The organism is Plantactinospora sp. BB1 (assembly GCF_003030385.1).
Classification (GTDB): Bacteria; Actinomycetota; Actinomycetes; order Mycobacteriales; family Micromonosporaceae; genus Plantactinospora.
Genome location: NZ_CP028159.1, coordinates 6135229 through 6153897, shown reverse-complemented (window position 1 = coordinate 6153897; position 18669 = coordinate 6135229). Strand labels below are relative to the sequence as shown.

17 protein-coding genes are annotated in these 18669 nt (G+C 71.8%); 7 read left to right on the top strand and 10 right to left on the bottom strand.

The annotated features are described in order from the left end of the window. Window positions 1-106: 106 nt before the first annotated feature. Window positions 107-1069, top strand: a complete 963-nt coding sequence (gene coxB, locus C6W10_RS26870; RefSeq protein WP_107261585.1) for a cytochrome c oxidase subunit II — start codon at window positions 107-109, stop codon at window positions 1067-1069. Window positions 1070-1080: 11 nt separating this feature from the next. Then, window positions 1081-1506 (top strand): cytochrome c oxidase subunit 4, encoded by a 426-nt coding sequence (locus C6W10_RS26865; protein WP_107261583.1) that lies wholly within the window; start codon window positions 1081-1083, stop codon window positions 1504-1506. 641 nt (window positions 1507-2147) lie between these two features. Here C6W10_RS26865 and C6W10_RS26860 read toward each other — a convergent pair. The 4 genes from C6W10_RS26860 to C6W10_RS26845 all read right to left on the bottom strand — a co-directional run bounded on the left by C6W10_RS26860 (window position 2148) and on the right by C6W10_RS26845 (window position 6375). Beyond that, entirely contained in the window at window positions 2148-3770 is a 1623-nt protein-coding gene (locus C6W10_RS26860) for a cytochrome bc complex cytochrome b subunit (RefSeq protein WP_107261582.1), read from the bottom strand. Next, entirely contained in the window at window positions 3767-4855 is a 1089-nt protein-coding gene (locus C6W10_RS26855) for a ubiquinol-cytochrome c reductase iron-sulfur subunit (protein ID WP_107261580.1), read from the bottom strand. The genes C6W10_RS26860 and C6W10_RS26855 overlap by 4 nt, the downstream gene beginning before the upstream one ends. After that, complete coding sequence (locus C6W10_RS26850; RefSeq protein WP_107261578.1) at window positions 4852-5700, bottom strand: cytochrome c; 849 nt, start codon at window positions 5698-5700, stop codon at window positions 4852-4854. The genes C6W10_RS26855 and C6W10_RS26850 overlap by 4 nt, the downstream gene beginning before the upstream one ends. Before the next feature lie 75 nt (window positions 5701-5775). Continuing rightward, on the bottom strand, window positions 5776-6375 hold the full coding sequence (locus C6W10_RS26845) for a heme-copper oxidase subunit III (RefSeq protein WP_107261577.1): 600 nt from the start codon (window positions 6373-6375) through the stop codon (window positions 5776-5778). Between the two features lie 108 nt (window positions 6376-6483). Between C6W10_RS26845 and C6W10_RS26840 the strand changes: the two genes are divergently transcribed. From C6W10_RS26840 to C6W10_RS26825, 4 genes are all read left to right on the top strand, one after another. Continuing rightward, window positions 6484-7437, top strand: coding sequence for a cytochrome c oxidase assembly protein (locus C6W10_RS26840; protein ID WP_107261575.1), 954 nt, complete (start codon window positions 6484-6486; stop codon window positions 7435-7437). A 144-nt stretch (window positions 7438-7581) separates the two neighbouring features. Further along, window positions 7582-7992 (top strand): hypothetical protein, encoded by a 411-nt coding sequence (locus tag C6W10_RS26835; protein WP_107261573.1) that lies wholly within the window; start codon window positions 7582-7584, stop codon window positions 7990-7992. A 61-nt stretch (window positions 7993-8053) separates the two neighbouring features. After that, a complete protein-coding gene (gene trpD, locus C6W10_RS26830; RefSeq protein WP_107261571.1) occupies window positions 8054-9115 on the top strand; it encodes an anthranilate phosphoribosyltransferase in 1062 nt (353 codons plus the stop codon). Window positions 9116-9306: 191 nt separating this feature from the next. After that, a complete protein-coding gene (locus tag C6W10_RS26825; protein WP_107261569.1) occupies window positions 9307-9966 on the top strand; it encodes a DUF4142 domain-containing protein in 660 nt (219 codons plus the stop codon). A gap of 99 nt (window positions 9967-10065) precedes the next feature. Here C6W10_RS26825 and C6W10_RS26820 read toward each other — a convergent pair whose 3' ends face one another. The 6 genes from C6W10_RS26820 to C6W10_RS26795 all read right to left on the bottom strand — a co-directional run bounded on the left by C6W10_RS26820 (window position 10066) and on the right by C6W10_RS26795 (window position 16656). Further along, window positions 10066-10977: an alpha/beta fold hydrolase gene (locus tag C6W10_RS26820; RefSeq protein WP_107261567.1), complete on the bottom strand. Its 912-nt coding sequence runs from the start codon at window positions 10975-10977 to the stop codon at window positions 10066-10068. A gap of 75 nt (window positions 10978-11052) precedes the next feature. Further along, window positions 11053-11340 (bottom strand): Lrp/AsnC family transcriptional regulator, encoded by a 288-nt coding sequence (locus C6W10_RS26815; protein WP_107261565.1) that lies wholly within the window; start codon window positions 11338-11340, stop codon window positions 11053-11055. Window positions 11341-11450: 110 nt separating this feature from the next. Next, window positions 11451-12311 carry a sugar phosphate nucleotidyltransferase gene (locus tag C6W10_RS26810; protein WP_107264318.1) on the bottom strand — a complete coding sequence of 287 codons (861 nt, stop codon included), beginning with the start codon at window positions 12309-12311 and terminating at the stop codon, window positions 11451-11453. Between the two features lie 65 nt (window positions 12312-12376). Then, on the bottom strand, window positions 12377-12910 hold the full coding sequence (locus tag C6W10_RS26805) for an NUDIX hydrolase (protein ID WP_199853607.1): 534 nt from the start codon (window positions 12908-12910) through the stop codon (window positions 12377-12379). Between the two features lie 55 nt (window positions 12911-12965). Further along, the gene (locus tag C6W10_RS26800) at window positions 12966-14747 is read right to left on the bottom strand and encodes a bifunctional (p)ppGpp synthetase/guanosine-3',5'-bis(diphosphate) 3'-pyrophosphohydrolase (protein WP_107261561.1); all 1782 of its coding nucleotides are present in this window, start codon (window positions 14745-14747) and stop codon (window positions 12966-12968) included. Window positions 14748-14889: 142 nt separating this feature from the next. Then, the gene (locus tag C6W10_RS26795) at window positions 14890-16656 is read right to left on the bottom strand and encodes a DEDD exonuclease domain-containing protein (protein WP_234361952.1); all 1767 of its coding nucleotides are present in this window, start codon (window positions 16654-16656) and stop codon (window positions 14890-14892) included. Between the two features lie 127 nt (window positions 16657-16783). Here C6W10_RS26795 and C6W10_RS26790 point away from each other — a divergent pair, with 127 nt between their 5' ends. Beyond that, window positions 16784-18490 carry an NYN domain-containing protein gene (locus C6W10_RS26790; protein WP_369937015.1) on the top strand — a complete coding sequence of 569 codons (1707 nt, stop codon included), beginning with the start codon at window positions 16784-16786 and terminating at the stop codon, window positions 18488-18490. Window positions 18491-18669: the final 179 nt, after the last annotated feature.

Genomic DNA, 18669 nt, shown 5'->3' with positions numbered 1-18669 from the left:
AGGCCGTCCAGCCGACGCAGGTCGAGTAATCTGCGACCGTCGGTGACGCCTTTGCCGCCGGTGTCGACAACTCCGACGCCGCGGCGCGCTAGGGAGGCAGGACCAGGTGGTCGCAAGGGGTTCGGAGGTACGGCCGTCGGCCGTACGGCAGAGCAGTCCCCGGGACGCCCGAGGGCGCGGCACGCGCCCGTCGGTGGGCCGGTTGGCCGCGCTCGGAGCCGGTGGCGCCGCGCTGCTCGCCCTGCTGACCGGCTGTGACGTCGGCCGGACGTTCGACGGGTTCGGGTGGCCGCAGGGCGGCATCAGTCCCGAGTCCCACCGGATGTACGACCTCTGGATCGGCTCCTCCATCGCCGCCCTGGCGGTCGGCGTCTTCGTGTGGGGCCTGATCTTCTGGTGCATCATCCGCTACCGCAAGCGGGGCGAGGCGCTGCCGGTGCAGACCCGGTTCAACATGCCGATGGAGTTCCTCTACACCATCGCGCCGATCCTGGTCGTCGCCGTGCTCTTCTACTACACGGCGATCGTGCAGACCGGGGTGAACAAGGTCACCAGCAACCCCGACGTGACCGTCGAGGTGGTCGCCTTCAAGTGGAACTGGCAGTTCAACTACCGGGACGAGCCGGGCGAGGAGGCCAACACGGTCGCCTCGACGCTGGGCACCAGCGAGGTGATCCCGATCCTGGTGCTGCCGACCGGCCGCAGCATCCGGTTCGAGGAGACCAGCAGGGACGTCATCCACTCGTTCTGGGTGCCGGAGCTGCTCTTCAAGCGGGACGTCTTCCCCGGTAACGTCCGCAACGTCTTCGAGGTCAGCAGCCTCGACACCGAGGGCGCGTACGTCGGGCGCTGCGCCGAGCTGTGCGGCACGTACCACTCGATGATGAACTTCGAGCTGCGGGTCGTCTCGCCGGACGAGTACGACCGGTTCATCGAGGCGAAGCGGGCCGGCCAGTCGACGCAGGACGCCCTGGTCGCCATCGGCGAGGAGCCGCTGGCCCAGACCACCCGGCCGTTCGAGACCCGGCGGGACGTCAACAACTTCGGTAACGCGAGCGCGGGAAGCTGAGGAGCGCCCAAATGAAGACCGAGTGGAAGCTGTTCGGCATCGTCTCGATCTTCCTGGCCCTCGCGGCCGTCGTCTACGGGGTGTGGACGGCCGGCGAGGCGGGCCGGGTGGAGTGGATCGGTACGGTCGCGCTGGCGCTGTCGTTCCTGCTCACCGCGATGTGCGGCGGCTTCTTCTGGTTCGTGTCCCGGCGGATCGACCCGCGTCCGGAGGACCGGGCGGACGCGGAGATCTCGGACGGCGCCGGTGAGGTCGGCTTCTTCAGCCCCGGCAGCTACTGGCCGTTCGGGCTGGCCGCTGCCGCCACCATCGCCGGGCTCGGCCTGGTGTTCTGGCAGTGGTGGCTGATCGCCGCCGGCCTGATCGCGGTGATCTTCGGCGCCTGCGGCCTGCTCTTCGAGTACTACTCCGGCACCCGGCGCACCGCGGAGCACTGACCGGCGCGGTAGGCATCTCCGACGACCCGTGGCCCTCTCGGGGGCTGCGGGTCGTCGTCGTTGATGCCCCGTGAGCCGTGCTGAGCGGCCCGTCTGGCGAAGATCTGGTCCAGGTGGTACCCCGAGAACAAGGGCGGACTCCGACGCGCCGTGCAGGCCCGCCACGACGCTGTCGGCGTGGGCGGTCGGTCGCCAGCGCGAGCCAGGTTGCCGGCCTCCGCCGTGGGATCCCGCCCCGGCGCCGGTTCGCCGGCCCGGTCTGAGCGAGCCGCCGGTCGCGGGGCCGGAGCCCTTCGCCCCGGCCCCGGCCCCGGCTGATCCGACTGGAGCGGCGCCACAGCTCGCCCACCGGGCACTGGCCCGCTGGGAGTCGGGCAACGGGCCTGCTGTGCGCTGGGCACGGGCCTGCCGGGTGCGCTGGCACGGGCCTGCTGTGCGCTGGTCGCAGGCCCGCGGCGTCGGGCACGGGCCTGCCGATGGGCCGGGCCGGCGTGGGTGAGCCGCTCATCCTCGACTCCGCCGGGGCGCACACGCCGACACGTCCGCGCCCGTGACAGCCGCCCCGAGGTTCCGGCCCTGAAACGTCAGTGGCGCCCGCCGGAAAACTCCGGCGGGCGCCACTGTCACGTGGTGCGTCTCGTTCAGCGGCGGTCGCCGCTGCCGATCTCCTCGCGCTCCGGGCGCGGCTCGACCGGCGGGTGGCCGGGCGAGACCGGCGCCTCGGCCGGCTTCTCGATCGGGTAGAAGAAGCCCCGGATCGCCGGGCCGAGCGCGCCGAGCCGGTTCATCTTCTTCGGTACGACCCAGCCGACGTACTCCAGCTCGCTGTGCCCGTGCTCGTCGGTCCGGCCGAGCGGCTGGTGCACCTCCACGAACTGCCCGTTCGGGAGCCGGCGGATGATGCCGGTCTCGACGCCGTGCGCGAGTACCTCCCGGTCGTGCTGCTGGAGCCCCAGGCAGATCCGGTAGGTGATGTAGTAGGCGATCGGCGGTACGATGATCAACCCGATCCGGCCGGCCCAGGTCATCGCGTTCAGGCTGATCCAGAACTTCTCCGCGATCACGTCGTTCGCCCCGGAGAGCGTCAGCACCAGCCAGAACGACACCGCCATGGCGCCCAGGGCCGTGCGGCCCGGTACGTCGCGGGGACGCTGGAGCAGGTGGTGGGTGCGGCGGTCCTTGTTGATCCGGGCCTCGATGAACGGGTAGAGCAGCGGCACCACGGTCAGGATGCCGGGCAGCACCACGGTCGGCCAGAACAGCGGCGGGATCACGTAGCCGTCGCCGATCGGGATGGAGATCTGCCACGGCGGCATCAACCGGGTCGAGCCGTCGAGGAACATGACGTACCAGTCGGGCTGGCTCGCCGCGGAGACCACCCCGGCCTCGTACGGGCCGAAGAACCAGATCGGGTTGATCTGTGCCACGCCGCCGAGCAGGGCGATCACCCCGAAGACGATCATGAAGAAGCCGCCCTGCTTGAGCGCGTAGCGCGGGAACATCCGTTCGCCGACCACGTTCGAGTTGGTCCGGCCGGGGCCGGGCCACTGGGTGTGCTTCTGCTTGAAGACCAGTCCGAGGTGCACGCTGATCAGGGCCACCAGCAGGGCGGGGATCAGCAGTACGTGCGCGATGAAGAACCGGCTGACGATGATCTCACCGGGGAACTCCCCGGCGAAGATGGACGAGGTCACCCAGGTGCCGATCACCGGTATGGAGAGCATGATCGCCGAGGCGATCCGCAGGCCGGTGCCGGAGAGCCCGTCGTCGGGGAGCGAGTATCCGGTGAAGCCGGCCAGGAACCCGACCCAGAAGAGCAGGTACCCGATGATCCAGTTCAGCTCGCGCGGCTTGCGGAACGCTCCGGTGAAGAAGATCCGCATCATGTGCACGATGATCGCGGCCATGAACAGCAGCGCTGCCCAGTGGTGCATCTGCCGCATGATCAGGCCGCCGCGGATGTCGAACGAGATGTCCAGCGACGAGGAGTACGCGGCGGACATGTGCACGCCCTGCAACGGCCGGTAGCTGCCGTCGTAGGTCACCTCGCGCATCGACGGCTCGAAGAACAGCGTCAGGTAGACACCGGTCAGCAGCAGCACGACGAAGGAGAAGAGCGCGATCTCGCCCAGCAGGAACGACCAGTGGTCGGGGAAGACCTTGTTCAGCAGGGACCGCAGCGGGGTTGCTACCTGCAACCTGTCGTCGACCTCGCGGGCGGCCTTGCCGGGCACCGCCGCCATGTCCAACCTTCGGCGCTTCATGGCCGCTCCCAGAAGTCTGGCCCTACGGTCTCGGTGAAGTCGGACTTCGCCACGAAGAAGCCCCCCTCGACGTCGAGGGGCAGTTGGGGAAGCCGCCGGTTCGCCGGTCCGAAGACCGGGCGGGCGTTGTCGGTGATCAGGAACTGTGACTGGTGACAGGGGCAGAGCAGGCGGTTGGTCTGCTGCTCGTAGAGGCTGGCCGGGCAGCCGGCGTGCGTGCAGATCTTGGAGTAGGCGATGTAGTTGCCCCACATGAAGTTCGGCTTGTTGTCCCGGACGTTCGCCGCCTTCGCGTCGGCCGCGTCACGCTCCCGCAGGTGGAACAGCAGGACCGGGGAGTCCGCCCACTTGTTGGTGGCGCCGCCCTCGATTCCGGGGTAGACCGTGAGCATCCCGCCGGGGCTGATGTCCTCCGGGCGGATCGGGGTGCCGTCGTGGTGGGTCAGGTGGATCCGCCTGCCGTCCTGCGGCTTCCAACCGGTGGTGAACATCTGGTTGTTCTTGTGCGGCTGTTCGATCATTCCGCCGATCAGCGGCGCCGCCGCGACCGCACCCACCGGGGCGAGGCCGGCGAGCAGCGAGATGCCGAGCAGCGGCCGACGCCGTACGCCCATCTCGTCGGCCAGGTAGAGCATCGTGTTGCCGGTGAGCTTGCGCTCGTCGTCGGTGACGTGCTCGTCGTGCCGGCCCTGGATCGACACCTCCTTGGGCAGCAGCTTCTTGCCCCAGGCGAGCAGACCGAAGCCGATCAGGAGCAGCGCGAGGCCGAGGGTGATGCCGAGCAGCGGGGTGTAGAGCACCCCGAGCCCGTCCTGGGACTCGAAGGTCCAGGGCCACCAGATGTAGATCGCCAGGAACGCGGTCGCGAGCACGCCGACCAGCAGGAACATCAGGGTGATCGTCCGGGTCAGCCGGCGTTCCGCCTTGGTGCCCGGCACCGGGAACTGCGCCTCGTAGTGGACGATCTCGATGTCGTCGCGCCGCGCACCCTCCCGGACGATGTCGAACCGGGACAGCGTCGGGTCGTCGAGGTCGATCGGCTGCTGGCCGGCCCCGTGCGGCTGTACGTCGTTGGCAGTGCTCATGACTTACCCGCAATCCACAGAGCAGCGAAGATCAACGCCACGATGCCGACCAGGAAGATCACCAGCGCCTCGGTGGCCGGGCCGTACCGGCCGAGGTTGAACCCACCCGGGTCGCGGTCGGACTGCACGGTCTCGTTCAGGTACGCGATGATGTCGGCCTTCTGGTCCGGCCGGATCTGGTTGTCCCCGAAGACCGGCATGTTCTGCGGACCGGTCAGCATCGCGCCGTAGATCTGCCGGTCGGTCGCGTCCCGCAGGCTCGGGGCGAACTTGCCGGAGGAGAGGGCGCCGCCGCCACCGCCGAAGGCGTGGCAGGAGGAGCAGTTGATCCGGAACAACCGGCCGCCCTCGGCCGCGTCCCCGCCCTGGTGCAGGTTCTCACCCTCGGGGAGCTGCGGCCCGCCGCCGAGTTCCTGCACGTACTGCGCCAGCTGCGTCGTCTGGTCGTCGGTGAAGACCGGGGGCTTCTCCTCGGCCTGGGCCTCCTGCCGGGCCAGCGGCATCCGGCCGGTGCTCACCTGGAACTCCACCGAGGCGGCGCCGACGCCGATCAGGCTCGGCCCGCGTCCCTCGACGCCCTGGGCGTTGCGGCCGTGACAGCTCACGCAGCTCGTGTCGAAGAGCGCCTTGCCCTCCTGCGCCGCCGAGGTGAGCTGCGGGGTGTCCTGCGCCGAAAGGCCCGGCGCGAAGACGGTGTAGGCGCCGCCGGCCAGCATGAGCGCGGCCAGCAACCGGACCGCGGCGCCCAGTCGACGCCGGGCCTTGCCGCGCGGCCTCGACCGCGCGCGGCGCAGCCGCGAGAGCAGCCCGCGGGAGCGGTCGCCGCCGGGGGTGTCAGAAGTCATGGCCTGTGTCCTTAACGGTTTTCTCGACCTTGTCTCAGGGACGGGGCAACGGGGCGGAACGTGACATGACCAAGATCACTGGAGCCAGTAGATCATGCCGTACAGAGCGATCCAGACCACATCGACGAAGTGCCAGTAATACGAGACGACGATCGCCGAGGTCGCCTGCGCCGGGGTGAACCGGCCCATGGTTGTCCGGATCATGAAGATGATGAAGGCCACCAGACCACCGGTCACGTGCAGCGCGTGGAAGCCGGTGGTCAGGTAGAAGACCGACCCGTACCCGTCTGCGTTGATCTTGACGCCGTGGTGCACCAGCTCGCGGTACTCGTTGAGCTGACCCAGGACGAAGATCAGGCCCATCACGAAGGTGATCGTGAACCAGCGGCGCAGCGCGTGCACGTCACCCCGCTCGGCGGCGAAGACGCCGATCTGGCAGGTGACCGAGGAGAGCACCAGGATCACCGTGAACGTCGTCGCGTACGGGATGTTCAGCACCTCGGTGTGCTTCTCCCACTGCTCGGGCGCCGCCGCCCGGATGGAGAAGTACATCGCGAACAACGCCGCGAAGAACATGAGTTCGCTCGAGAGCCACACGATCGTCCCGACGCTGACCATGTTGGGACGGGTCAGCGAGTGGATCCGGCTCTTGTCAATGGCTGAGGCCGCAGTCACGCGGTCATTATTGCCCCTGATCGGCATCGCCCATCGTCGGGGTGGCCTAACTGCCTCGTCGGACGGGGTGACGTCCCCCGCCCGGTTCGTCTGGCCTAGCCTGAAAACGTGCTGCACCTCGATCCCGGTACCGCCTCGGCGGTGCCCCCGGCACCGGCCGTTCTCGCCGGTGGGGGCGCCGAGACGGCACCGTTCACCGTCTCGACCATCTTCACCGAGGCCACGCTGAACAGCTGGCTCGCCGTCGGCCTGGTGCTGGCCGCCGCCTGCTACCTGTACGGCGTACACCGGCTGCGGGTGCGCGGCCACTCCTGGCCGGTACTGCGCACCGTGCTCTTCCTCGGGCCGGGGCTGGGCGGGATCGCCGCGGTGACGCTCACCGGGCTGGGCGCCTACGACACCACCCTGATCTCGGTGCACATGGTCCAGCACATGGTGCTGTCGATGGTCGCGCCGATCTTCCTCGCCCTCGGCGCGCCGGTGACGCTGGCGCTGCGTACCCTCGGCAAGGCGCCGCGCAAGCGGCTGCTCGCGGTGCTGCACAGCCGGGTCGCCCGGGTCTTCACCTTCCCGCTCTTCGCCTACGCGATCTTCGTGGTGAACCCGTTCGTGCTCTACTTCTCCGGGCTCTACCGGTGGACCCTGGAGAATTCGTTCGGCCACGAGCTGGTGCACGCGCACTTCATCCTCACCGGCTGCCTCTTCTTCTGGCCGCTGGTCGGGCTCGACCCGCTGCCCGGCCGCTGGCCGTACCCGGCCCGGGCCCTGCTGATGGTGCTCTCGGTGCCGTTCCACACCGTGCTCGGGCTCACCGTCATGCAGAGCACCACGCTCTTCGGCGGCGACTGGTACCCGTCCCTGGCGCTGGCCTGGTCCGATCCGTGGAACGACCAGAAGGTCGCCGGCGGCATCCTCTGGGCCGGCGGCGAGTTCGTCAGCGTCACCATGCTCGGCGTGCTCGTGGTGCAGTGGGTGCGGCAGTCCGAGCGGGAGGCGCGCCGGACGGACCGGGAACTGGACCGGCAGGAGGCCCGGGAACGCGCCGCCGGTACCGCGGTGTAACGGGGCGGGCCGGGCAGCGCGGCCGGCGTACCGGATGTCCCGGGATTCGGGCGGTGCCGGCCCCGGACGCCGGGCGGGCCGGCCGGACTCCGGAGCCGACCGGTACGATCGGCGGGCAGCTACGAGGTGGGAGCCCAGCGACCGATGAGCGATCGTCAATACACCGTCCTGCTCTACAGCGACGACCCGGAGGTCCGGGACCGGATGCGGCTCGCCGTCGGCACCCGGCCGGCGGCCGACCTGACCGTCGAGTTCGTCGACGCGGCCAGCTACGACGAGTGCATCCGGCTGGTCGACGACTACGAGATCGACCTGCTGCTGCTCGACGGCGAGGCGAGCCCGACCGGCGGGCTCGGCATCGCCCGGCAGATCAAGGACGACCGGGACGACGCCCCGCCGACCTGCGTGGTGATCGCCCGGGCCGCCGACCGCTGGCTGGCGGCCTACGCCCAGGTCGACGCCACCCTCGTGCACCCGCTCGACCCGGTGACCACCGGCCAGACCGTGGCCGGCCTGCTCCGCGCCCGCGCCAGCGGGGCGAGCGCGCGCTCCTAGGGCTCCGGGTCACGCACACCACCACACACCGCCCACCACCCGCCCCGCCCGGGAGGCCCGCATGGGGGAACGGACCTGGCCCAACCTGCTCGCCGCGCTGCTGCGCGACGAGGAGCTCTCCACCGCCGACACCGCGTGGGCGATGGGGGAGATCATGTCGGGGTCGGCGACCCCGGCCCAGATCGCCGGGTTCGCCACGGCGCTGCGGGCCAAGGGCGAGACCCCGGCCGAACTCGCCGGCCTGGTCGAGGCGATGCTGGGCCGGGCGACCCTGGTGGAGCTGCCGGAGGCGCTCCGGGTCGACGCGCTGGACGTGGTCGGCACCGGCGGCGACCGGGCACACACCGTCAACATCTCCACCATGACCGCGATGGTGGTGGCCGGCGCCGGGGTACGCGTCGTCAAGCACGGCAACCGGGCCGCCTCCTCCTCGTGCGGCGCCGCCGACCTGCTCGAATTCCTCGGCGTACCGCTCGACCTGGGCCCGGCCGGGGTGGCCCGCTGCGTGACCGAGGTCGGCATCGGGTTCTGCTTCGCCGCCCGCTTCCACCCGGGGATGCGGCACACCGCGGTGCCGCGACGCGAGATGGGCGTGCCGACGGTCTTCAACTTCCTCGGCCCGCTGACCAACCCGGCCCGCCCCCGCTCCGGCGCGGTCGGCTGCTTCGACTCCCGGATGGCTCCGGTGGTGGCCGAGGTCTTCGCCCGGCGCGGCGACTCGGTGCTGGTGATGCGCGGTGAGGACGGGCTCGACGAGTTCAGCACCGCCGCGCCGACCCGGCTCTGGATCGCGCACGAGGGCCGGGTCACCGAGACCCTGGCCGACGCCGCCGACCTCGGCCTGCCCCGCTCGGCCCCCGGCGACCTGCGCGGCGGCGACGCCGCCTTCAACGCCGACGTGACCCGCCGGCTGCTCGCCGGCGAGCGTGGCCCGGTCCGCGACGCGGTGTTGGTCAACGCCGCCGCCGCCCTGGCCGCGCACGGCAGCTTCTCCGGCGGCCTCCTCCCCGCGATGCAGGACGGCCTGGCCAGGGCGGCCGAGTCGATCGACTCCGGCGCCGCCGCCCGCACCCTCGACACCTGGGTCGAGATCGCCAAGACCGCCAAGGCCGCCGAGCTGTAACTCGGATATCCCGCTCTTTCGCAGGAAGAGAGCCCTCGGCGTCGGTCGAGGGGCACTACCTCGCGGAAAAGGCACGACCTCGCCGAACCGGGGCGGGGTGGTGGGGGCGTGTGATGTCGGGTGGCATCGGTCCGCGTGTGTAGGGGTCAACCGGGTACCCCCGAAGTTCAACGACGGAGGGGGGAACAAACATGTTGGTCGTCAAACGCTTGGGCGTGCTCGTCTCGATGGCGGTGCTCGGCCTCGTACCGGCGGGTGCCGCGTACAGCGCCGCTGCCGCACCGTCGGGGACGCCGTCGGCCACGCCGTCCGCTTCGCTGTCGGCGCAGGACAGGCAGTTCCTGCAGTCGATTCACCAGGTGAACCTCGCGGAGATCGCGACCGGGAACCTGGCGAAGCAGAAGGGGGCGAGTCAGGAGGTCAAGGACCTCGGCGGTCGGTTGGTGACGGACCACACCCAGCTCGACCAGAAGGTGCAGAGCGTCGCCTCGGCGGCCTCCCTGACGCTGCCGAACAAGGTGACCAGCGAGCAGCAGGCGGTCATCAACCAGTTGCAGAATGTCACGGGTGCGGATTTCGACACCCAGTGGGTCACTGCGCAGCTCACCGCGCACACCCAGGCGATGCAGCTCGTACAGGCCGAATTGACCCAGGGTTCCGACCCGTCGGCCAAGCAGGTGGCGCAGCAGGCGGCTCCGGTGCTCCAGGCGCACCACCACGCGCTGGTGGCGGTCGCCCAGAGTCTGGGCATCCCGATCCCCGGTGGCACCACGGTGGCACCGAGTCCGGGAATCAGCTCCGGCGCTCCGACGCCGGGCGGCACGGTGACGCCGAGCCCGACCATCAGTTGATCCGCCGCCGCGACGCGGCGGCATGACGGGTCCTCCGGCCGCTACGCCGGGGGACCCGTCGCCGGGTCAGCGCGCCGGTGACCGAAGCGGCGGCGGAGGCTACCGGTGCGGCAGGTCGGCGACGAACTCCGCCACCCGGGCGGCGACCGGCGCCGACGCGCGTACCCAGGTGAAGTGGTCGAGCCGGGTGCCGCTCTCGGCGAGCGTGTAACGGGTACGCCGGACCGGGGCGGCGACCAGCTTGTCGCAGAGGTAGTCGACGGTCCCGTGCGGCGTGTACTGGTCGTGGTCGACGCTGACCGCCAGCACCGGGGTACGCACCTCCCGTACGGCCGCCTCGACGTCCACCCCGTCCAGCCGGGGGAAGCGACCCGTCCGGGCGGTGTAGGCCCAGTCCCGGATCACCCCGCGCGCCTGCCGGCCGCCGAAGCCCCACCCCGGCCAACTGCCCAGGGCGGCCGCGCAGCCGTGGATGAGCTGGGTGCCGGCGAGCATCGCCAGACGGCGGTCCGGATAGGCCCGCCAGTACGGCAGCCCGACCGCGACCAGGGCCAACCCGTCGACCGGGGTGCTGGGGTCGAGCGCCAGATGCAGCAGCGCGGCCTGCCCGCCGAGCGAGTGGCCGAGCAGGATCCGCTTCCGGCCGTCGAGCTGGGGCTTCAGGCTCTCCAGTACCGCGCCGACGTCGCCGGCCAGCTCCGCATAGCCGTACCGAGAGGCGCGGCTCGGTGCCGGGGTGCTGGCGCCGGTGCCCCGGAGGTCCGCCACGACCACGGCCAGACCGGCGCTGCGCAGCGCGGCGGCGAACGGGGCGTAGTAGCTGGCCCGCACCCCCATCGCCGGCCAGAGCAGCACGACCGGTGCCTCCGGCGCGCCGACCGGGTCGGGATAGCTGCGCAGGGCGATCCGGTCGCCGTCACGGTCGACGAAGGACTCCTCGTAGCCCGGCTGCGAGGAGTCCGGCTGCGAGGGCGGGGTCGGCTGCGGCGGCTGGTCCGGAGTGCTGGTCATCCGGCGAGCGTAGCCGGCTCATGTTACTGCCGGGTAACCGGTGTTCGGCCAGGCGGCGGACAGCCCTGGCCGGTGTCAGTCCGGGTCGGGGAGGCCGATCGCGAACGCCTCCTCCAGGTCGTGCTGGGAGTACGCCCGGAAGGCGATGTGCGACTCCGTACCCAGCACGCCGGGGACCTTCGAGATCCGTCCGGCGATCACCTCGGCGATCTGCTCGAACTCGCGTACCCGGACGACGGCGATCAGGTCGACGTGGCCGGCGACCGAGTAGACCTCGCTGACGCCGGGCACCGCCGCCAGCGTCTCGGCCACCTCGGGGATCGAGTCGGTGGCGCAGTCGATCAGGACGATCGCGGTGATCACCGGTGGACTCCTCTCGTCGACGTGCTCGCTGGCGCAGCCCGCGCCGGGCGGAGATCGGGTGCCGTGTCGGGCTGCCCGCCCATGCTAGAGCGTCGCCCGGCAGGCGGCGGCTACCGGCCCGACGTGGGGGCGGCGGGTGCCGGGACCGTCAGGGTGTCGCCGACCCGGATCGCGTCGGTCAGGCGCTCGTCGGCCCGGACCCGGCCGCCGGGCCAGACCACGCAGCGCTCGATGCTGCCTAGGACCACGGCACCGGCGCCGACCACCGCCGCCTGGGCTTCGCCGGTCACCTCTGCGGTCGGGTCGACCAGGCTGCCGCCGCCCGCCGCGTGCAGGTTCGCCGCCAGGTAGTCGGCGGGCGTGCCGGTGTCGAGGTACCAACCGGCGAACTCGACCACCTCCAGTTCACCGGCCTCCTCGGCGGGGCGCCAAATCGTGTGCACCAGTTCCGCCGGCTCGACGGGCAGGTCGCGGACCCGGGCCCAGGGCAGCAGCGAGAAGCCGGCGAAGCGGTGCCGGCCGAAGTCGCCGGGACGGGGTGGTCCGTCGACCGGCTGGCCGAGCAGCCGTACCGTCGTGCCGTCCCAGCCGGCGAGCAGCGCGGCGACGTCCGGCCCGGGGGGCGTGTCGGGCGCGGCCAGATAGGCGTCGGCGTTTCCGACGAGTACGCCCCGGCCGTCGATCCAGTTTCGCAGGTTGGCCACCCCGCCGGAGGTGCCGAGCGGGTCGCCGGGTTCGACCGAGAGGGCGGCCCGGCCGCCGACGTGCCGGACCACCTGGTCACCGAGGTAGCAGGCGTTCACCGCGACCGTCGCGGGGTTGTCGAAGCCGAGTGCCGACATCCGGCCGAGCGCCCGGTCCAGCAACGGTACGTTTCCGACCGGGCAGAGCGCCTTCGGCAGGTGTTCGGTGAGCGGGCGGAGCCGACGGCCCTCCCCGGCGGCCAGCACCACGGCACAGACCTCGACCACGGCAGCGGGCGGGCCGGAGGCGATCTGCGTCGGGTCGGCGTGCGGCCCCGGGCCGGGCGTGGTGGTCACGACGGTGGCGGTGTGCCGGCCGGGTCGGTCTCGGCGAGCGGGCCGATCCGGTAGTGGGCGAGCAGTCGGGCGGTCGCGGTGCTGAGCGGAGGCAGTTCGTCGAGCCGGTGCCAGGCGGCCTCGAACACCTCGGCACCGTCGACCACCAGTTCGGTGGTCGAGGCCGGGACGCGTACCTGGAAGACCATGTCGACCCAGCCCTTGAGGTGTACCACCGCGTTCGGCACGGCCGGCTCGAACTCGGTCAACGGCAGCTTGATGCCGGTCTCCTCGTGCAGTTCGCGGGCGGCGCCGACCAGCGGACTCTCGCGGCGCTGGAGCAGCCCGGCCGGCAGGGTCCACTTCCGACCCGGTGGCTGGCGCAGCAGCAGGATCCGGCCCGGTGCCGCCGCCTCGGCGTCGTGGACCAGGGTGACCGCGCCGACGATGTACTTCGGCACCGCCAGTCGGACCAACCGGCGACGCACCCCGATGGGCAGACGATAGAAGATCTTGTAGCCGACGGCGCGCGTCGACGAGCGGCGGGAGATCACCGGACCAGGCTAGAGGGCAAGCCGACCCGGTGGGTGTCCCGGGGCAGACCCTTCACTCCTGGTGGTCCACCATCGCGATCAACTGTTCGACCACCGTGTCCGGCTCGACCGTCCGGTCGACCACCGCGACCAGCAGGGTTTCCAGGTCGGGATAGCCCTGCTCCTCGGCGAGCCGGCGCAGCGGCAGGTCGTTGGCGAGCCCCCGGTCGTGCTTGCGCAGCGTCAGCCCGATGGTGGCCCGACCCAGCCGGACCTTGTCGGAGATCGAGATCGCCGGCTCCTGGTGGTCGGCGAACCAGCGGTTGATCTGCATCTGCGCGTGTGGCGACTTGACGAAACCGAGCCACTCCTTGCGCGGCCCCGGCGGGGCGACCGCGAGGTCGAACTCGCCCTGCGCGTCGGTCTCGCTGAAGATCTCGACCACGTCGCCCTCGTCCAGTTCCGAGGAGAGCGGGGCGAGCCGGCCGTTGATCTTCGCGGCGAGGCAGTGGTCGCCGCGGTGCGGGCCCAGCTCGTACGCCAGGTCGACCGGGGTGGAGCCGGCCGGCAGGACGATCTGCCGACCCTCGGCGAAGACCTGGATCTGGGTCTCGGCGAGGTCGCAGCGCAGCGACTGGAGGAACTGCGCCGGGTCGGCGGTGTCCCGTTCCCAGTTGAGCACCCGCTGCAACCAGTCGAGCTGTTCGGCGCTGCCCGCCGCGTCCACCCCCGGCTTGGGGAAGCGGAAGTCGGCGGCGATGCCGTACTCGGCGGACTGGTCCATCGTCTTGGTCCGGATCAGCACCTCCACGGTCCGCTCGTCCGGACCGATCACCGTGGTGTGCAGGGACTTGTAGAGGTTGTTCTTCGGTGCGGCGATGTAGTCCTTGAACCGCCCGGCGACCGGCCGCCAGAGGCCGTGGATCGAGCCGAGCGCGGCGTAGCAGTCGGTGTCCGGCCCGTCCACCACGATCGCGATCCGGGGCAGGTCGAACGGGGTGGTCTGGTCCCGGGCGACGGTGTCCTTCCAGATCGAGTAGTAGTGCCGGTCCCGGCGCCGTACCGTGGAAATGATCTTGTCGCGCCGGAGTACCACCTTGGCCTGGGCCACCACGTCGTCGAGATAGCCGGCCCAGTCCGGCCGGCTCTTGACGTATTCGTCGATCCGGGCGTACGCCTCGGGTTCGAGGTGGCGCAGCACCACGTCGTCCAGGTCGCGCTTGAGTGCCTGGATGCCGAGCCGGTCGCAGAGCGGGACCAGCACCTCCTGGGTGGCCCGGGCGATCCGGGCCCGCGAGGCGAGCGAGCGGGCGTCGAGGGTACGCATGTTGTGCAGCCGGTCGGCGAGCTTGATGATCAGCACCCGGACGTCCTTGCCCGCCGCGATGATCATCTTGCGGATCGTCTCGGCCTCGGCGGCCTTGCCGTAGAACGCCTTGTCGAACTTGGTCACCCCGTCGACCAGGTGCGCCACCTCGCGTCCGAAGTCACCGGTGAGCGCCTGGAGGGTGTAGCGGGTGTCCTCGACGGTGTCGTGCAGCAGCGCGGCGACCAGGGTGACGGTGTCCATCCCCAACTCGGCGCAGATCTGCGCCACCGCCAGCGGATGCGTGATGTACGGCTCACCGCTCTTGCGGAACTGCCCCCGGTGCATGCTCTCGGCAATGGCGTAGCTGCGGCGCAGCACTCCGACGTCGGCGCTCGGGTGCACGCTGCGGTGTGCCCGGACCAGTTGGGTCACCGGATCGTCCTCAGCGGACGGCCAGGACAGCAACGAGCGCAGCCGTCTGCTCAGCGTGATCTCCGTCGGGCGGGCGCTTCCGAAGGCAGCGCCGTGACCGGCTTCGAGGTCCACGCGGAGCCACCTCCTCACTCACCGCCACGTCCAGGGCCGACGGACGCGCGGAAGACCAGTGCGCACGCAAGCCCCGAAATCGGGCAGGACTGCACTTCTCTAACAGCCTAAAGGAGTGAAGGTCGTCCGATCGGTCACTTGCTTATGTGCGTTCGGTCGGGAGTTGTCTCGACGACGCCGCCTCGGCCCGGACCAGCAGGTCACGGAACCGCCCCGCGCCCCTGGCCGGAGAGGTCCAACCAGCGGATGTCTCGACCAGCCGCGTGTCGGGCCGCTCCAACCAGGACAGGATGCGTTCGGACTCCTCGGCCGAGGCGTTGGGGACCGGACCGTGCCCGGGCAGCACCGTCTCGGCGGTCGCCCGGACCAGGTCGAGCACCCTCCGGGGCGGCACCCCCGGCGCGGCGGTGCCGGCCCCGGCCAGCCGTCCGTGCCGGACCACCGCGATCTCCCAACCGCCGTCGGCGGCCCGCCGGGCGGCGGCCAGCTCACCGATCCGGGTCAGCCCGACCAGGCGTTGCATCCGGACGGTGGCCCGGAGTACCGCCGCCAGCCGGCTCCGGACCACCGCCGCCTCCTCGTAGCGCTGGGCGTCGGAGAGCACCCCGATCCGGGCCAGCAGCGCGTCGACCAGCACCTGCGGGTCGTCGGCCAGGGCCGAGCGGACCGGCTCGACCGCGCGGTGCGCGTACTCGTCGACCGAGATCCGATGCTCGCAGGGTGCCGGGCAGCGACCCAGCTCGGCCAGCGCGCAGGCCGGGCTGGTGGTCCGGACCGAGAGCCGGGGGGTGCACTGGCGCAGCGGCACCGCGTCGTGCACCCCGGCCGCGGCCAGCTCCGCCGAGCGGCGGGAGCTGAACGGGCCGAGATAGGCCGCGTCGTCCGGGCCCAACGACCTGACCAGGGACAACCGCGGGTACGGCTCCGAGGTCAACTTGAGCCAGACCACCCGCTCCGGAAACTTCGACCGGCGGTTGTACGGCGGCGCGTGCGCGCCGATCAGCCGCAGCTCGCGCACCTCCGCCTCCAGCGGATGGGCACACTCGATCGCCTCGACCCGCTCGGCGGCGGCCAGCATCTCCGAGATCCGGGCCCGCTTCTCGGCGGCGGTGAAGTAGCTGCGCACCCGGGTGGCGATGTCCCCGGAGGTGCCGACGTAGAGCGGCCGGTCGTCGGCGGCCCGGAAGATGTAGACCCCCGGCACCCTGGGCAGCCCCTCGGCCAGGTGCCGCTTGCGGCGCTGGGTCGGGGTGACCGCCTTGGCGAACTCGATCGCGTCGCCGAGGGTCTCCACCCGGTGCCCGCCGAGCCGGGCGATCAACCCGTGCAGCACGTCCACGGTGGCCTTGGCGTCGGCCAGCGCCCGGTGGCTCGGCTGGTGCGGGGTGCGGAAGTAGGCCGCCAGGGTGCCGAGCTTGCGGTTGGGCACCTCGTCCCGGGTGAGCACCCGGCGGGCCAGCGCCGCCGTGTCGAGCACCCGGGGGTTCGGCCAGGTGTAGCCGTGCCGGGCACAGGCCGCCTTGAGAAAGCCCACGTCGTAGGGGGCGTTGTGCGCGACCAGCACCGCACCCCGGAGGAACTCCAGCAGGCTGGGCAGCACCTCCTCGACCGGCGGGGCCGGCAGCAGCATCGCCTGGGTGATCCCGGTCAGCACGGTGATGAACGGCGGAATCGGCTCACCCGGGTTGACCAGGGTGGCCAGCACGCCCAGCTCCTCGCCGCCGCGCACCTTGACCGCGCCGATCTCGGTGATCCCGCCGCCGTCCGGGGCGCCGCCGGTGGTCTCCAGGTCGAGCACCACGAAGGTGGTCTGCCGCAGTGACGTCGCCTCGTCGGGCCAGCCGTCCGCGCCGGGAGTGCCGTCCGGCAGGCCGTCCAGCGTGCCCTGGACATATTGAGGTGAGACCACGGCGGGCAGGTTAGGCGGCACGTACGACACTTCCGTATCATCCGTACCAGTCGTTACCGGGGGCCGACGGGGCGAGATCATCTGAGGTGTTGGGCGCTCAGTAGGGTGTCGGTGGGAGACTGGCGGCATGCCCCGCGCCGAACCGTCCGACGACCGCCTCCCCGAGGAGGCGGCGCAGCTTGCGCGCTCTGAGCGTGCTGGCGATCCCGGGCGGGACGGCGGCACCGACGAGCCGCGTCCGGCCGTACCCGGCACCGACGAGGCGGAACCGACGCTGGTCACCGACACATCGCCCGGCCCCGGGGGCGGAGCAGCCGTGCCGCCCGCCGGCCCGCTGACGGAGCCGACCGGCGACGACCCGATCGACACCGACCCGATCGACACCGACCCGATCGACACCGACCCGGCTGGTACCGAGCCCGGCGACGGTGATCCGGGCGGCGATGATCCGGGCGGCGGTGATCCGGGTGACGGTGATCCGGGTGACGGTGGAGCTGCGGATCGGGAGCCGAACGATCGGGAGCTGGGGGATCGGGAGCCGGAGCCGACCCTGCCGGAGCCGGTCCGGGCCCGGATCGTCAGCCTGGCCGCCGCCGCGTTGCCGACGCTGCCCACCGACGAACTGCCGCCGCCGCTGCGCCGGGTCGCCAAGTTCGCGCCGAACCGGCGGGCCCGGCTCGGCGGCGGACCGATCGCCACCCAGCTCGCCGCCGATCCGCTGTTCCGGCAGCGGGTCGCCAGCCGGGTCCTCGCCGAGGCCGGGGAACTCGGCTCCGTGGTGGTCTCCGGTGCGAGTCCGGCCGCCGCCGATCCGGTGGAGGTCGCCGCGCTCGCCTACCTGACCCGACCGCCGGGCTGGCGTGACCTGGTCGAGGATGCCGGTGCGGCGGTCCGGGCCGAGGCCGACAGCGCGGTCGTCGCCGAGCTGGTCCGCGAGGCCGAACAGCGGGCCACCCGGGCCGAGCACGACCGTGCGGTGGCGAAGGTGGAGGCCGACAAGCTGCGCGACGAGGTGGCCCGGCTCCGGGAGGAGTTGGGCCAGCTCCGCGAGGAGAATCGGGTGCTGGGCCGAACACTGCGGGAGGCGCAGGCCGGGCAGCGGCGGGCGGCCGAGCTGCTCGCCACCGAGAAGGGACGGGCCAGCCGGGCGGCGGCCGACCACGAGGCGGAGCTGCGCAGGGTACGGGCCCGGTTGGCCGAGGCCGAGGCGACCGCCGGTGCGGTCCGGCAGACCGCCAAGGAGGCCCGGTCGGTCGACGACGCCCGGCTCTGGCTGCTGCTGGAGACGATCGGCCGGGCCGCCGTCGGGCTGCGCCGGGAACTCGCCCTCGATCCCGCCGACCGGTTGCCGGCCGACTACGTCGCCGACGCGTTCGCCGAGCGTCCGGCGACGGCCAACTCGGCCCGGGCGCTGGACGCCGACGACCCGGCCCGGCTGGACGAGCTGCTGGCCCTGCCCCGCGCGCACCTGGTGGTCGACGGTTACAACGTCACCAAGCGAGGCTTCGGGGACATGTCCCTGGAGCAGCAGCGCAAGCGTCTGATCACCGGCCTGGGCGGCATCGCGGCGCAGACCGGTGACGAGGTGACGGTCGTCTTCGACGGCGCCGAGCGGATGCACGGGCTACCGCCCGCGCCGCGCGGGGTGCGGGTGCTCTTCTCCCGGAAGGGTGAGACCGCCGACGACCTGATCCGCCGGCTGGTCCGGGCCGAGCCGGCCGGGCGGCCGGTCGTGGTGGTCTCCTCCGACCGCGAGGTCGCCGACGGGGTACGCCGGCACGGCGCCTACCCGCTCGGCGCGGACTCGCTGCTCCGCCGGCTCGCCCGCTCCTGAGCGGGCACCAGCACCTCGGGTGCCCTGCCCTGCCCTGCCGTGCCCTGCCCTGCCGTGCCCTGCCCTGCTGTGCCCTGCCGTGCCGTGGCCCGGCCGCCGCCAGTTTGTCCGTTGATCATCTGGATGGGGGCGTTGGGCGGCAACGGAGGGTTTGTCGTACCCCTGTTCTAGGGTGGGTG

Excerpts from the sequence above, each read along its gene's own strand:
- C6W10_RS26865 (WP_107261583.1), top strand. The coding sequence starts at position 1,081 with ATGAAGACCGAGTGGAAGCTGTTCGGCATCGTCTCGATCTTCCTGGCC.
- C6W10_RS26860 (WP_107261582.1), bottom strand. The coding sequence starts at position 3,770 with ATGAAGCGCCGAAGGTTGGACATGGCGGCGGTGCCCGGCAAGGCCGCC.
- C6W10_RS26855 (WP_107261580.1), bottom strand. The coding sequence starts at position 4,855 with ATGAGCACTGCCAACGACGTACAGCCGCACGGGGCCGGCCAGCAGCCG.
- C6W10_RS26850 (WP_107261578.1), bottom strand. The coding sequence starts at position 5,700 with ATGACTTCTGACACCCCCGGCGGCGACCGCTCCCGCGGGCTGCTCTCG.
- C6W10_RS26835 (WP_107261573.1), top strand. The coding sequence starts at position 7,582 with ATGAGCGATCGTCAATACACCGTCCTGCTCTACAGCGACGACCCGGAG.
- trpD (WP_107261571.1), top strand. The coding sequence starts at position 8,054 with ATGGGGGAACGGACCTGGCCCAACCTGCTCGCCGCGCTGCTGCGCGAC.
- C6W10_RS26825 (WP_107261569.1), top strand. The coding sequence starts at position 9,307 with ATGTTGGTCGTCAAACGCTTGGGCGTGCTCGTCTCGATGGCGGTGCTC.
- C6W10_RS26820 (WP_107261567.1), bottom strand. The coding sequence starts at position 10,977 with ATGACCAGCACTCCGGACCAGCCGCCGCAGCCGACCCCGCCCTCGCAG.
- C6W10_RS26790 (WP_369937015.1), top strand. The coding sequence starts at position 16,784 with ATGCCCCGCGCCGAACCGTCCGACGACCGCCTCCCCGAGGAGGCGGCG.